The sequence below is a fragment of the Shewanella sp. SM23 genome, from assembly GCF_025654295.1.
In the GTDB taxonomy this organism is placed as follows: domain Bacteria; phylum Pseudomonadota; class Gammaproteobacteria; order Enterobacterales; family Shewanellaceae; genus Shewanella; species Shewanella oncorhynchi.
Map to the genome: position 1 here is coordinate 191,982 of NZ_JAKKRM010000002.1, position 11,672 is coordinate 203,653.

Below are 11,672 nucleotides of genomic sequence, written 5' to 3' on the forward strand. Positions count from 1 at the left end.
ACTTGTTGCTTATCTTGATAGTGTGTATATGGAGGTTGCCGAGTGAAGTTCCCTAGTTTGATTTCGTTTATGCCGGGATTGGCGCAATTATTACAATATGAAAAGCAATGGCTTAGGGATGATGTGCGCGCAGGCTTATCCGTTGCCGCTGTGGCATTACCCGTAGCGATTGCTTATGCCCAACTCACAGGAGTGAATGCTGCCGTGGGTTTGTATTCCTGCGTATTGCCAATGTTGGTATACGCACTATTTGGCACCTCAAAACAATTAATCGTGGGTCCAGATGCGGCGACTTGTGCTGTTATCGCCGCGGTTGTCACGCCCCTAGCTGCAGGGGATAGCATGAAGCACTGGCAGTTAGTGATGACCATGACGGCCATGACAGGCTTTTGGTGCTTGATTGCGAGTCGTTTTAGGCTGGGGGTGCTCGCCGATTTTCTATCAAAGCCGATTTTGATGGGGTTGCTTAATGGCGTTGCAATTACCATTATCGTGGGACAGTTTTCAAAAATCTTCGGTTTTACCTTCGATGAGCGTTATCTAATCGAACGCCTCAGCGGTGCGCCTTCCTACTTATCCAAAACCCATTGGCCGACATTGACTATGGGGATTGTGACGCTAGCGACTTATGCCTTAGTGAAACGGTTTCGTCCCCAATGGCCAGCTTCTATGTGCGCAATGGCGATGGCAGCTTTCCTTGTTTGGGTGTTTAACCTGACGAGCTTTGATATTAGCGTCGTCGGAGAAGTGACCTCAGGATTACCTTCATTTCAAGCGCCTGTATTTGATTTAGGTATCGCCCGTGAGCTTGTGGTACCAGCGCTTAACTTAGCCATGGTGAGCTTTGTGAGCATGATGTTGACGGCTCGAAGTTTTGCGGCAAAAAACGGTTACGATATAGATGCCGATAAAGAGTTCAGGGCGTTAGGTATAGCCAATATAGCGTCAGCCATATCTCAAGGTTTTGCGGTGAGCGGCGCGGATTCCCGTACTGCGGTTAATGATGCCAATGGTGGTAAGAGCCAGTTAGTGTCTATCATTGCGGCGGTATTGATTGGTGTTGTGGCGCTATTTTTCACTGCGCCTTTGAAGTTCATCCCCAGTGCCGCCTTAGGTGTGGTGCTGGTGATTGCCTCAATCTCGCTTATCGATTTAAAGTCACTGTGGAATCTACGAGTGCGGGATAGGTCTGCTTTTTTACTTGCCTGTATCACCTTGTTCTCCGTGTTGTTTATTGGGGTTATCCCTGGGATAACCTTGGCTGTATTGCTGGGTTTATTCCAGTTCCTCGCTACTGTGATGCGGCCTACGGATCAAGTGCTTGGTTTAGATCATAAGGGCGTTATCCGCAGTGTCGATGAATCGGGTAAAGCTAAATCGGTTCCAGGAGTATTTATATATCGCTTTAATTCGCCGTTAACTTACTTTAATGCGACGTATTTTAAGCGCCGTTTACTGGAAAAGTTTATTCGGGAATCTGAGCCGGTCGATTGCATCATTATTGATGCAGTGCCTTGTTTTACCCATTTAGATTTAAGTGTGATGGCCATGTTGGCTGATTTGCATCAACTGCTTAAAAAACGTGGCGTTCGTTTAGTGCTTGCGGGACGTAAACGGCAGATGCTGAGTTGGTTTGAGCAAGCGGGCATGCAGACAGGGGAAGGTGGTATTTTGATCCGGCCAGATTTGTATCTCGCCCTTAAAATGAATCAAAGCTATAAACAAGCCTTGGCTGAAGGGCAAGCGCCTGTGATCCAAAAAGTTCCTGATGACTCGGTATTGTTGCACAGTCATTTGTAGTTAACTGTCATGCCTTGTTTGATTAAACGGGGTCGTAAAAATAGCGCAGCTTAAGGTTGCGCTATTTTTTAATTTGATAAGTAAATCAATGGTATGACTTATTTTTTGAAGGTATTCAGTTTTACCGTTTAGTCTTTGAGAATTCTATCTAGGGGAATAAAACCGTGAAAACCATAATAACCCATAGGGCCGAGTATCAGACTCAGTAGGCACCATAAGCACTTTTTGTTGGTGCTGAGATCCACTTTACTTTTGAAGGCCCGAAGGGCAAATAGACAATGCAATAGCACCAGGCCCCCAAGCATAATAACGATATTAATATCCATATTTTCCAACTGTCTTATCCTTGTATTCTATCATTCACGTCCTTGAGTCTTTAGGCGTGGTTACTTTTCTTGAGAAGATTGTCTAGCTACAATTAGCTAAATTAGTTACCTAGTGGTAAATACCTTACTCGAATATTTTACCGATGGCTATAACATAAAATAAAAATAATCTTTAAATCTTATTGGCTTACACGTCTCCTAACAAGCAAGTTGGAGAATGGCTAGCGTCCCAGATCACATATTTTTCCATCGCACGAATAAATATTTCACTCGAAATAAGTCGATTTAGCCAAGCGGCGACTCGCGGAAAATCATCACTAAGTGCACGTTTAAGATCCACTGCGGCAAACTGGCGTACAAAAGGTATGATTGCGTAGTCGGCAAGGCGAGGTGTATCGGCGACTAAAAAGGGGTGTTGCCCTAAGCATGTTTCAAGTTGCAGGAGGAAATGACTCGCCTGCTGATAATAATAAGCTTGCGTTTGCTCAGGGTAACGGTCGGCATATTTATAGCGGTCAAGCCATGGTTTAAATTGTTGATCATTTTGCGTGATAAGTTGTGCCATTTTATCTTCAATAGCAGGATTTTGCTGACACAATAGATCTAAGGGATCGGCTTGCGTGAGTGCCCAGCGCATGATCTCAAGACTTTCGGCAATCACCTCACCGTTCGCTAGCACTAATACTGGCACAGTCCCCTTAGGTGAGGCCGCTAGCATTTGTGGTGGTTTGGCTTTAAGGGTGATTTCACGGACTTCAACATTGCATTGGGCTAATAAGAGTCCCAAACGTGCTCGCATTGCATAGGGGCAACGGCGGAAAGTGTATAAGACGGCTAGCGTCATTCGGATTTCCTCTACTGTGCGGCGCCATGCGTGGAAGTTGATGCGACTAAAGCTGACGTCAGCATGTTTATGCATGCTTATTGACGACGCGAGTATGCCAATGCAAATGTTGTGTGCCAATCATGCAATATTCAAAGGGCGCAGATGGTAACGCTTTCATACTGGGATTTCTGCTTAATTTGCCATCATAGAATGATTTTTCTCACCACTGTGCGTAAAGAATTAAAGACCCTGTATTTTATCTGTGTTTATCTTGCTGTGACTCAGGTAGAATTCCGCGCTATTTTTGGGATCTGCAGCAAGGCTGCAGATGATTGATTTGTTTATGCACTGGAAATTAAGTTCCAGCCAGCAAAGAGGGTGTTATGGCTAAAGTTGTCGTATGTGCGTTATATAAATTCGTGTCGTTACCGCATTTTGAATCTATCCGAGCGCCATTGCTCGCTATGATGGAACAGGCCGAGATCAAAGGCACTCTGCTCCTCGCAAGTGAAGGGATCAATGGCACAGTTGCTGGCACTCAAGAAGCTATTGAAGCGTTATTAGTGTGGCTCAACAGTCAAAATGGCCTAGACAATATCGTTCACAAATTGTCATTCGACGATGAAATGCCGTTCTACCGCACTAAAGTCAAGCTGAAAAATGAAATCGTGACTATGGGCGTTGAAGGTATAGACCCGCTTAAAGTGGTTGGCACCTATGTGAAGCCTCAAGATTGGAATGCGCTGATTTCTGATCCGGACGTGATTTTAGTCGACACCCGTAACGACTATGAAGTGCAAATCGGCACTTTCAAAAATGCCATTAATCCTGTGACTGAAACCTTCAGAGAATTCCCTGAATATGTGAAGCAGAATCTTGATCCTGCTAAACATAAGAAGGTCGCCATGTTCTGTACTGGCGGTATTCGCTGTGAGAAATCAACTGCTTATTTAAAAGAGCAAGGCTTTGACGAGGTCTATCATCTCGAAGGCGGTATTCTTAAATACCTCGAAGAAGTGAAAGCGGAAGAAAGCCTGTGGGAAGGCGAGTGCTTTGTATTTGATAACCGCGTTGCGGTAAATCATGACTTGAAGAAAGGCCAATACGATCAATGTAATGCTTGTCGTATGCCAATCACCGAAGCTGAAAAACAGAGCCCTGCCTATGTGCAAGGTGTCAGTTGCCCACATTGTATCGATAAAATTTCTGACGAGCAGCGTAAACGTTTCGTTGAGCGTGAACGTCAAGTGAATTTGGCTAAAGCCCGTAATGAAGCGCATATCGGTAGTGATGTAAATCAAGTGATTGAAGCGCGCCGTGAGAAAAAAGAAGCGCAGCGTCGACTCGCCGCCGAGAAAAATAACGCGAAAAAATCGCAAGCACTTTAACTTTATATGCCATTAGATGGGTCGTGAGTGAGTTCGTACTGAGCTCGTTTCTCACTCGGGCAGTTTTCACATGGCTCTTACAGTGAATATGGCTTGCACTCTGGCCCGACTCGTTCGGGCCATTTTTTTATGCCGATTTTAGTTTTAGTGTGAATGTGCTTTAACTCATTTTTAAACCATTATTTATCATAGCGCTATGCCGAAAACCTTAAATTTATGATAACTTTCAGTCGCTAGTATTAAAAACGTTAGTATTAACAACGCTAGCATTTCAAAAAAGTCGAGTGCTATATACGAAGGGAGCGATTCAGTGCAAGGTAGGCAAAGCGCATGAGCATTTGGAAAGAGCTATACGATATTTTCGATAAGGAACGCAGTCGCTGGCAGCAATCAAGCGCCAGTAAGCAGGCGATTGCCTTTGAGTTAAAAGCCAATTTGGGTTTTCTGGCCGATGCCTTAAGCAGCGGTTTGTCGCAAAGTGCGATCGCCAGTGGTTTAGAATGCAGTATTTTTGAGGCAAAACTGAAAGAGGGCGCAGCAATCACTGCGTTAAATCGCCGTAAAGTGACACTGAAATTTATTGGTGAATTTGCCGAGTTTGCTAAATATGTCGGTAAAGAGAACGACGCTTTAGTCGAGAATGCCTACGCTAGAATCAAATCGCTGCAGAAGTTAGTTGCGGCTGAGCCCAATAATAATCATGATCTTAAGATTAAATCCCTGTTTCGCTTTTTAGTCTTTTTAGTGGCGCACCTTGAGGAGCAGCCATTGAGTCGCACATCAGCGAAAAAAGTCTAAGGCTGATGAGTGGCATTGACTAGCTTGTTATTTGAGAGACAAAAAAGGCGCCTGTGGCGCCTTTTCTATGTTTGCGAACGTCATTGCTCAGTGTTTATAGCGCAGCCTTTAAAAGGCGTGTTCAAAAGCCATCTTTAGACTCACTTTTAAAAGCCGCCATTGAGCTTAGCCCCTAGGTGGTTCAGTTTTGCTTTGATCTGCTTTTTTGGGTTCTGAGTCCGCAGAACTTGGCTTGCTTGAAGCCGCATCGGCATCATTCTCTGCTGCCGAAGGCTTGGCAGTATCTGACTTTATCTGCTTATCTTTACCATGTTGACCGAACTGCGGCAGTTTGAACTTAGCACTGTACTTCAACGCAGCAAGATTACTGGCGATGACACCGACGATCAAAATAATAATGATCCAGACTTCTAAGGTCGACATACTCAGCTCCTGTTTCGAATTGACTCGCGCACACCTAACGGGCGATTAATCAACCGCTAAACGTTGCTCACATTTACGAATGTCTTCTGGCGTATCCACTTCAATAGAATCAAAGGCGCTAATGGCGATTTTGATTTTATGGCCGTACTCTAATGCACGTAATTGCTCGAGTTTTTCCAGATCTTCTAGACGACCTAATGGCAGGGCGGCGAAGGCTTGGACGAATTTGCGGGTATAAGCATACACACCTAAGTGCTTATAAACGGGGTAATCTTGTGTATCGCGGCCAAAAGGAATACGCGAACGAGAGAAATACAAGGCGTAGTTGTTGTTATCGAACACCATCTTCACATGCATAGGATCGTCAAGCTCGGCTTTATTGACGATTTCAAAGCCTAAGGTGGCCATTTCAAACTCACCAGGGTGACGCTCGAAGAGGCTGATGATTTGCTCGATAGAGGTTGGGTCAATAAGAGGTTGATCGCCCTGTAGGTTAATCACTAAGTCGTCATCTTTTAGTCCCAGTTGGTTTATTGCATCATTGATACGATCTGTACCCGAGGCTGCATCTGGGCTGGTCATGACTACTTTGCCGCCAAAACCTTCAACGGCCGCTTTAATGCGATCATCATCGGTAGCGACGTAAATATTGGTGAGGCCTTTGGCTAACGACGCGCGTTCATACACGTGTTGGATCATTGGCTTGCCGTTAATCGGGGCTAAGGGTTTGCCCGGGAAGCGGCTTGAACCGTAACGAGCCGGGATTAACAGAGTCACATTCATCAAATTATCCTACTTTTATCAAAGATATACAGTGTAGATATACAATGCATATAGACAAAAGGGCTCACAATTGAGCCCTTTTAACATGTGTTAGAGCTTAGATGCGACGGAACAGGGCAGTCAACATTTCATCTGTGACTTTCTCTTCCCAACCCGCGCCGTAAACGTTAGCCCATAGTGGACCCATGCTCTTAGTCACGGCAACCATTTTCGCTATGGTTTCGTCTGGCAGATCTTTACAGATGTTCTTCGGCAGCGTGATGTTATGTTTCTTCATCATCAGACGGAACTCTTCAACGCCTTCTGGATAGAATTCTTCTAACACATCAAAGGCGATACAGTTGCCGATACCGTGGTGGTAACCCAGGATATAGGACAGACCGTAAGAAACCGCATGACAGGCACCCACTTGGCTATAAGCTATGCTCATGCCGCCCATGAAAGACGCCATCATTAGCTTGTCGTCTTTTTCTACGTGGTCGTCTAAGTACACTTGGCGACATAAATCCATGGCTTTTTCAGCGTAGGATTTAGAGAACTCGTTTAAGAAGGTACCTTGTAAAGATTCAACACAGTGGATATAGCAATCCATACCTGTGTAGAACCATTGGTCCGTTTCTACGCCTTCGATTAACTCAGAATCCATGATGATTTGATCGAATACTGTGTAATCTGAGTTCAGGCCTAGCTTACGTACTGGACCACATAATACGGCGGTGCGTGACGCTTCTGCACCAGTACCAGAAATCGTTGGGATACCAATGTGGTGTATCGCTGGGTTCTTGATTAAGTCCCAACCTTGATACATAGCAGAGCCACCTGGGTTTGTCAGCATCAGCGATACTGCTTTAGCTACGTCCATGGTTGAACCGCCACCTAAACCGACGACGCTCACTGGCAGTTTGCTATTGAAAGCTTGAACTTGTTCAGTCAGGGCATCGATTTGAATTGTGCTTGGCTCTTCATCAACGTTAACCCAAATCACCATGTCTTGTGCTTTAGCTGGAATGCGGCCCTCAAGGGCTTTGCCTTGATGCACGTCATCGACTAAAAACACCACGAAGTCGTCGGCGGTTTTACGTTCAGCAGCTAACACTTCATCCAGTTGGACGAATGAGCCACGGCCGAAGATCATTTTTTCAACTACTTTAAAATTCTTAAAACTCATTGCAACAAACTCCCGTAGAATTATTGGGCAAATGCTTTCTTGATGTTTTCGATACGCTCGGCGATCTGAGCATCGGTCCAAGACAACTTGATGAGCATAGAAATCGTGCGGCTCATAATGGCATCGGATTTAGGCACAGAAACTTGAGTATAGTCAGGTCTGTCGGCGATTAATGTGATTGGCAACGCAGCAGATGCCTTAAGCTCCTGAATGTGTTTCCAGTTTTTCAAATAATGCCAGTTGTTTACATACCAGTAGAAGCAGCCATCAACGCCGTTTTCAGCCAGTTTTTTGCTGATTTCTTGCGTGCGCGCTTCGGTTGGCAACATAAAGGTTAAGAAGCCAGCCGAGTCGCCTTCTGGATCGGGGATCTGGCGGAAGGTGACTTCTGGAATCGCGGCCATTGCATCTTTAATGGTCTTTTTGTTTTTACGTTGAATATCGATAATGGTATCGAGTTTACGTAACTGCGCTAACCCTAAGGCGGCATTCATTTCCGAAATACGGAAGTTCAAGCCAATGATAGGGTGTGACTCTGCGCCGCGGTCTTTACCAATATGGTCATGGCCGTGATCTGAGAACATGTGCGCATTGTTGTAGATTTCTGTGTTGTTAGTGATCACAGCGCCACCTTCACCACAGGTGATGGTTTTGACTGAATCGAATGAGTAACAACCCACATCACCGATAGTACCTAACGCTTGGCCCTTGTAGCTGCCACCAATGGCTTGGCAAGCATCTTCTAAAATCAGTAAGTTATGTTTTTTACAGACAGCTTTGATCTCGTCCATCTTCGCCATAGAACCGCACATGTGCACTAAGTTGATGGCTTTAGTGCGTGGGGTAATCGCGGCTTCGATACCTTCTGGAGATAAACACAATGTCTCATCGATTTCGGCAAAAATCGGAATAGCGCCTGCCATAAAAATCGCTTCAACTGAGGCTACAAAGGTAAAAGGTGGCACGATAACTTCATCGCCAGCACCAATGCCTGCAGCCATCATGGCCGTTTGCAGCGCTGCAGTACCGCTTGATAAAAGGTGAGCATGCTTCACGTTCATCTTCTCGCAAAGCAGTTGCTCCATATCGCGCGTCTTCCAGCGATCATTACGCATATGGTCGAAGTTGTAACGGAAGGTAAAACCGTTTTCCATAACGTCAGCGACTTCCTGCTTCTCTTCAGGACCAAATAATTCAAAACCGGGCATGGAAGGTATCTCCTTAGAATTTGTGGCGCATAGGTCGCCTGCAATTAACTGGCGGATTATAACTGGCGTAATAGACCCTTGCGATGTTTTATTGCTGAAAATTGCCATGGAAAAAGAAAAACCTGCACAGCGGCAGGTTTTATCTGAGCATTGATGATACTCAGCGGGGTGTTGAAAGCCGACATTCAGGCTGTTAGCGTGGATTAGCTAAACCGTATTCGCGATCGACCGTAACATCTAAATCTGTCAGTAAACCGTTATCAATGCCGTAAATCCAGCCGTGTACCGCCACTTCTTGACCGCGATCCCAAGCTTCTTGCACTATGGTTGAACTGGTCACATTAGCAACCTGCTCAATCACGTTTAGCTCGCACAGGCGATCAAAACGTTTGGCTTCGTCCATCTGTTGTAATTCTTCCTGATAAATACGATAGATATCACGTAAATGCCCGAGCCAGTTATCGATGAGTCCTAAGCGTTGCTGACCCATGGCCGCGCGCACACCACCACAACCGTAGTGACCCACTACCATAATATGCTTCACCTTGAGCACATCGACGGCGTATTGCAGTACAGATAAGCAGTTAAGATCGGTATGGATCACCATGTTGGCGATATTACGGTGAACAAAGACTTCACCGGGCATAAGATCAATGATTTGGTTTGAGGGTACGCGACTATCTGAGCAGCCAATCCACAGGTATTCAGGATGTTGCTGTTTCGCTAATTGTTCAAAAAAATCAGGATTTTCTTGGCGTATACGTCCGGCCCAGCGGCGGTTATTGTCGAATAAAGGTTTGAGTAGTTTCATTTTAACCTATTGTTTTATTGACATATAAAATGTCTTCTCATGCTCTAATTCATGCAAGCAGCACATTTTTAGCAAGAGTATACCAGCAAATTTGGCTCTGCTGGTCTATCCAATTAAGGTTTGAATCAGGATATTGAAAAATCGAGATTATTTTTTCTTAATAGTACTGCAAATGGATAAGCCCTCTCTGAGGGTTCAAGAACCATTTGATAATGTGCTTGTTTATATCGCGCTAATGCTGAGTGGAAACCTTGTCCGCCACAGATTAAGGCGGACAAGGATGATGCAGTATTGGGTTAGAACTTACTGATCACTTTCACGCTATCGTTGACTTCGCTGACGTCAACAAATCCGATCATATTGGGATTGGCGGCAATCAATGCGAGCATTTCAGCGCTGGAGTCGACGACTTTGGGCGGTTGACCTTGGCCTGAAAAGACCAGTTTTGACCAATAGGCTTTTAACTGACTCTCGGTTTTATTAAGGATCTGTTTAACAAAGGCATCACGTGCGGGCGTGCCTTCAGGTTGATCGAGTGCGACGACAGTGCCACCACTGGGGAAAGACTTGAGTTTGCCTAAATAGATCCGTGAAATATCCGCAGCGCTAATTTCTGACGTATTAGAAGGGTGCACCACGACGGCAATTTCGGCTTGAACACAGGCACTGCCAAGTAGAAGCGCACTGGCGACTAAGGTTTTTATCATCAACCGAGAACTTATTAATAGTTTCATGCTTAACTCCTTAAAAAACTAAGTCTATTGCCATACTCAGCAACTGTTCATCGGAGGACGGTTTGTCGTTACTGTAGTTGGTGTACTCTAGTTTCAGTGCGGCAGAAGGATGGAAATCCCAGCGGGTGCCTATGATGTAGTAGGCGCTGTCTTCCTGTTGTGCTTCAAGCGCCGCTTGTGTACCAAAAACAAGCGGTGCGAGTGCAGCTTGGTTTGCCGGTGGCAGACCATTGTAAACAGGTAACATAGCGTCATAGGCATCGTATTGAGGCTCACCTTTATCAATACCGTAGGTTAAGTGGAAGGTGAAATCGTGATAGCGGATCCCGCCGGAAACAAAGGCTGAATCTTGAATATTAAAGCTACTGGGATCGACATCAATTCGCGTGTATTCGGCCAAAATAAACCATTTTTCAGTATCATATTTAACGTTAGCGCCAATGAGTAACGCGCTGTCATTAATCGGTAAAAGATCATCAACTACTTGCTGAGTAAAGAGTCCTGTTTGAGAAATTGCATTACCTAAGCCAAGCAGTGCGGGTAATTCGTAGGAGAAATCGGTAACTATGCCAATATTTAAACCGTACTCAAACCCTGAGGTTACAAAGTTAAAGTTCATTATGTGGCCCTCGGCGGAGAAGGGCGCAGGAGGTGTTGATGAACCTGTAGGCGAGTAGTCAGAAACTGAAGTGGTAATGTATTTATAGGTCAAACCTACTTCGGTATCGCCCCATAAATCGGCATAAACTAAGCCTACACCTTCACCTGAATTAAATGGCAGGGAATAAACTCCGCGGGGCGGAGTGATCCAGTGATAGGCATAGCCTACATCAATATAATCGGAGTATTTATAGAGATTAAAACGTTGGCGACCTGCCATAAGCATAAGTTTGTCGCTGATGTCATAGGAGATATAAGCCCATTCGAATTCAGCGCTATAATCGTTACTGCCTCTGGATAGCACTTGTGCAGTCGCTCTTAAGCCACTACCAAGATCGGCGGTAAATTGTAAGGCAACTTTGGAATCATTATTAAAATCGAGTTCTTTATCGTAACCATAATAGCTTTTATCGTCACTTAGACTTGAGCCCGCGACAATAGAGGCAAATCCATTTATTTGAACATCGGCATAAAGAGACGGCATATAAAGTGTGCTGAATACGCAGAGGGCAACTGTACTTTTTCTCATGGCATAATACCTTGTTGAGGGAATACAGTATAAAGGTAGTTGATAATTAGTAGATTTCACCTTTGTGCAACATTTTTTAAGCCGCTTGGAACAAAAACAACGTCTTTAATTGTTAATAGAGGTTTCACAGGTGAGTTTAATGAAACGAGGCGTGCTCAATAACAGACTTTAATAAAGTAAAGCCTAATGTATTTATCCATAAAATAGGAATTAAGTAT

The 11,672-nt window shown here is 44.8% G+C and carries 13 protein-coding genes; 4 read left to right on the forward strand and 9 right to left on the reverse strand.

Annotated features, from left to right (window positions below):
- Positions 1–42 precede the first annotated feature (42 nt).
- Positions 43–1,800, forward strand: a complete 1,758-nt coding sequence (locus tag L5L98_RS03960; RefSeq protein ID WP_105252613.1) for a SulP family inorganic anion transporter — start codon at positions 43–45, stop codon at positions 1,798–1,800.
- A 128-nt stretch (positions 1,801–1,928) separates the two neighbouring features.
- Here the strand turns inward: L5L98_RS03960 and L5L98_RS03965 are convergent, their stop codons facing one another.
- Both L5L98_RS03965 and L5L98_RS03970 read right to left on the reverse strand, forming a co-directional pair.
- Complete coding sequence (locus L5L98_RS03965) at positions 1,929–2,126, reverse strand: hypothetical protein (RefSeq protein WP_028760072.1); 198 nt, start codon at positions 2,124–2,126, stop codon at positions 1,929–1,931.
- 187 nt (positions 2,127–2,313) lie between these two features.
- On the reverse strand, positions 2,314–2,970 hold the full coding sequence (locus L5L98_RS03970) for a glutathione S-transferase (protein WP_263138706.1): 657 nt from the start codon (positions 2,968–2,970) through the stop codon (positions 2,314–2,316).
- 144 nt (positions 2,971–3,114) lie between these two features.
- Between L5L98_RS03970 and L5L98_RS03975 the strand changes: the two genes are divergently transcribed.
- The 3 genes from L5L98_RS03975 (at position 3,115) to L5L98_RS03985 (ending at position 5,138) form a co-directional block, all read left to right on the forward strand.
- Positions 3,115–3,288, forward strand: a complete 174-nt coding sequence (locus L5L98_RS03975) for a hypothetical protein (protein ID WP_198573292.1) — start codon at positions 3,115–3,117, stop codon at positions 3,286–3,288.
- 47 nt (positions 3,289–3,335) lie between these two features.
- On the forward strand, positions 3,336–4,340 hold the full coding sequence (locus L5L98_RS03980; RefSeq protein WP_028760070.1) for a rhodanese-related sulfurtransferase: 1,005 nt from the start codon (positions 3,336–3,338) through the stop codon (positions 4,338–4,340).
- A 330-nt stretch (positions 4,341–4,670) separates the two neighbouring features.
- Positions 4,671–5,138, forward strand: a complete 468-nt coding sequence (locus tag L5L98_RS03985; protein WP_263138709.1) for a hypothetical protein — start codon at positions 4,671–4,673, stop codon at positions 5,136–5,138.
- Between the two features lie 165 nt (positions 5,139–5,303).
- On the opposite strand, the gene L5L98_RS03990 is transcribed toward L5L98_RS03985, so the two are convergent.
- From L5L98_RS03990 to L5L98_RS04020, 7 genes are all read right to left on the reverse strand, one after another.
- The gene (locus L5L98_RS03990) at positions 5,304–5,561 is read right to left on the reverse strand and encodes a DUF2897 family protein (protein ID WP_198573290.1); all 258 of its coding nucleotides are present in this window, start codon (positions 5,559–5,561) and stop codon (positions 5,304–5,306) included.
- A 45-nt stretch (positions 5,562–5,606) separates the two neighbouring features.
- Positions 5,607–6,344, reverse strand: coding sequence for an 8-amino-3,8-dideoxy-manno-octulosonate cytidylyltransferase KdsB (gene kdsB / locus L5L98_RS03995; RefSeq protein ID WP_263138713.1), 738 nt, complete (start codon positions 6,342–6,344; stop codon positions 5,607–5,609).
- Between the two features lie 97 nt (positions 6,345–6,441).
- On the reverse strand, positions 6,442–7,512 hold the full coding sequence (gene kdnB, locus L5L98_RS04000; RefSeq protein WP_263138716.1) for a 3-deoxy-alpha-D-manno-octulosonate 8-oxidase KdnB: 1,071 nt from the start codon (positions 7,510–7,512) through the stop codon (positions 6,442–6,444).
- 20 nt (positions 7,513–7,532) lie between these two features.
- The gene (gene kdnA, locus L5L98_RS04005; RefSeq protein ID WP_028760065.1) at positions 7,533–8,720 is read right to left on the reverse strand and encodes an 8-amino-3,8-dideoxy-alpha-D-manno-octulosonate transaminase KdnA; all 1,188 of its coding nucleotides are present in this window, start codon (positions 8,718–8,720) and stop codon (positions 7,533–7,535) included.
- A gap of 193 nt (positions 8,721–8,913) precedes the next feature.
- Positions 8,914–9,531: a carbonate dehydratase gene (can, locus tag L5L98_RS04010; protein ID WP_168827515.1), complete on the reverse strand. Its 618-nt coding sequence runs from the start codon at positions 9,529–9,531 to the stop codon at positions 8,914–8,916.
- 296 nt (positions 9,532–9,827) lie between these two features.
- Positions 9,828–10,265, reverse strand: coding sequence for a phosphate ABC transporter substrate-binding protein (locus tag L5L98_RS04015; protein WP_028760063.1), 438 nt, complete (start codon positions 10,263–10,265; stop codon positions 9,828–9,830).
- A gap of 10 nt (positions 10,266–10,275) precedes the next feature.
- Positions 10,276–11,454: a porin gene (locus tag L5L98_RS04020; protein WP_219251553.1), complete on the reverse strand. Its 1,179-nt coding sequence runs from the start codon at positions 11,452–11,454 to the stop codon at positions 10,276–10,278.
- Between the last annotated feature and the right edge of the window lie 218 nt (positions 11,455–11,672).